Annotated in this window: 3 protein-coding genes; all 3 read right to left on the bottom strand. The window is 72.1% G+C overall.

All coding sequences use genetic code 11. The features are described 5' to 3' along the window. Positions 1 to 83: 83 nt before the first annotated feature. A complete protein-coding gene (locus D7Y11_RS42325; RefSeq protein WP_120581676.1) occupies positions 84 to 1,523 on the bottom strand; it encodes an IS66 family transposase in 1,440 nt (479 codons plus the stop codon). A 115-nt stretch (positions 1,524 to 1,638) separates the two neighbouring features. Then, positions 1,639 to 2,004, bottom strand: coding sequence for an IS66 family insertion sequence element accessory protein TnpB (gene tnpB, locus D7Y11_RS42330; protein WP_120581677.1), 366 nt, complete (start codon positions 2,002 to 2,004; stop codon positions 1,639 to 1,641). Positions 2,005 to 2,008: 4 nt separating this feature from the next. After that, the coding region (locus tag D7Y11_RS42335) for a hypothetical protein (protein WP_233607589.1) at positions 2,009 to 2,382 on the bottom strand (374 nt) is incomplete at its 5' end.

The raw sequence follows: 2,382 nt of genomic DNA on the forward strand, positions 1-2,382 counted from the left end.
GTAACCGTCCGGCCAGTGACGTGCCGGGACGCTTGAAGACAGGCCCCGACCGTGCTCGGCGAGCGCCGCGAGGAGTGAGCTGTTCAGGGACTGGGCTGGAGGGGTGACTCGGGCGGGTCGGCGGTGCGTCGCAGTCTCCACTCGTGGGGCAGCAGCTCCCCGATGCGCGAGTGCGGGTGCGTCTGGACGCGAAGCAGCACGTCGGCCAGGTACTCCTCGGGATTGACCTGGTTGGCCTCGCAGGTGGCGACCAGGGCGTAGAGGCCGGCGAGATTCTCCCCCGCGGCCTCGTGGCCGACGAAGAGGAAGTTCTTCCGGCCCAGGGCCGCCTTGCGCAGCGCCGCCTCGGAGCGGTTGTTGTCCAGGGGCAGGCGCGCGTCGGAGACGAAGCGCGTCAGGGCGTCCCACTGCTTCAGGGCGTAGGAGAGGGCCTGGCCCATGGGGCCCTTGGGCAGGTGGCGCGGGGCCTGCGAGTCCATCCACGCGCGCAGCGCCGTGAGGACGGGGAGGCTCTGCTGCTGGCGCAGCTCGCGGTGCGCGTCGGTGCGCACGACGGCCGCGTCGCGAGCCAGGGCTTCCACGCGGTAGAGGGCGAGGATGAAGTCCAGGGCCTGGCGGGCTTCGGGCGCGGTGGGGAGCGCCTCGAAGAATCGCCGTCGCACGTGGGCCCAGCAGCCCACCCGCACGCGGCCCTCGGGCAGTGTCACCGCGTTGTAGCCCGTATAGGCATCCACCACGAGGGCGCCCCGGGTGCCGCCCAGGACTTCCTTCGGCGTCGTGCTGGCCCGGCCCAGGCTGAAGCGGTAGCCCAGCAGCCACTCCCCCGCGGGCGTCTGGGTGAGGAAAGTCCAGAGGTAGCCCTGGCGCGTCTTCTTCACGTCCAGCACGCGCACGGGCGTCTCGTCGGCCCACACCACCTCGGCGGCGGCAATGACTTGCAAGAGGTGCTGGGACAGAGGCAGCAGCACCGAGGCGGCCTGGTGGAAGAGGTCCGTCAGGGTGCTGCGACTCATGGGCACCCCACCGCGCTCAATCCGCTGGGCCAGCCGGTGCAGGGGCATCGCGTCGGCGCACTTGGAAACCACAACGTGCGCAAGGAAGCCCGGGCCGTACTCGCCCTTGTCCACCACCTTCGGCGGCGCGGGGGCCGTCACCACGCCCTGGCCGCACGCGCACGAGAGGACTTGCTGCACGTGCACCTGCCGCTCGAAGAAGGCGGGCACGTACTCGTACACCACCGTCCTTCGCCCCTCGCCCAGCGGCTTCAACTCCTCACTGCCGCACGCCGGGCAGTGCCTCGACTCGGGCGGCACCGCGTGCCGCACTTCGCGCGTCGGGGCCTCCTCGGCCTTCCGTGCGGCCCGCGCCCGGCGCTTCTCCAGGGCGGCCTTGGCCCGCGCCGCTTCGTCCTGGGGACTCGGGGCCGTCTGCCTCAATTCCTCGGCGACGGGCGGCAGCTTCTCGGCTTTGCGACCGAAGACACGCCGCTCCAGCGCGGCCATCTTCGACTCCAGCGACGTCATCCGCTCGCGGAGCTCCTCGGCTTCCTCCCGCCAGGGGCAGAAATGGTCCAGTGGAAGCTCGCGCGGCACCTGGAGCCCATACCGCGCTGCCCGCCCCCGCGCTCGCGCCGGGCCCTCAGGAGGCCGCGCGCCCGGGCGGTGACCAGGCCGGCGGGCGTCGCACGTCCGCCACGTCGATGCCGTCCAGCAGCATCGCCAACTGCGTGGCGTCCAGCGTCACCGCCTTCGCCTCCGCCTCCACGCGCGGCAGCCGGAAGCGGCCCGTCTCCAGCCGCTTGTACAGCAGCACGAAGCCGCCCCGGCTCCACGTCAGCACCTTGACTCTGTCGCCCTTGCGCGAGACGAAGGCGAAGAGGTGCCCCGAGTAGACGTCCTCGCCCCACTCGGCGCGCACCAAGGCCATGAGGCCATCAATCGACTTGCGCATGTCCACCGGCTCCACGGCCAGCACCACGCGCACCGAAGCCGGAAGCGCGAACACCCTCTCACCGTCCCAGCGCGGCGACGAGCCGGGCCACGTACGCCACGTCGGTGCCCACCGCGAATCGCACCCGCGCTCCGCTCGCGGCGACCACCTCCATCCCCGACTCCATCGCCGCGGGCGTCGTCGCCACCTGCACCGGCAAGAGTCTCACGGCTTCCGCTCGCGACGGCGCGGCCCGTCGTGCCCGGTACACCCACGACTGCAACGTGCTCAGCCGCACGCCCCGCGCCAACGCGAACTCCCGCTGCGTCTGCCCGCTGGCCTCGAAGGCTTCCGCGATGCGCGCCCACTCCGGCTTCTCCACCTGCTTCGCCATGCCCGGAAGCGTCCGCCGCGAACCGCTCCCCCGGCAATCCCTCACGGCACATCGTTGGC

This window comes from Corallococcus sp. AB018, assembly GCF_003986945.1.
In the GTDB taxonomy this organism is placed as follows: Bacteria; Myxococcota; Myxococcia; order Myxococcales; family Myxococcaceae; genus Corallococcus; species Corallococcus exiguus.

Excerpts from the sequence above, each read along its gene's own strand:
- D7Y11_RS42325 (WP_120581676.1), bottom strand. The coding sequence starts at position 1,523 with ATGACGTCGCTGGAGTCGAAGATGGCCGCGCTGGAGCGGCGTGTCTTC.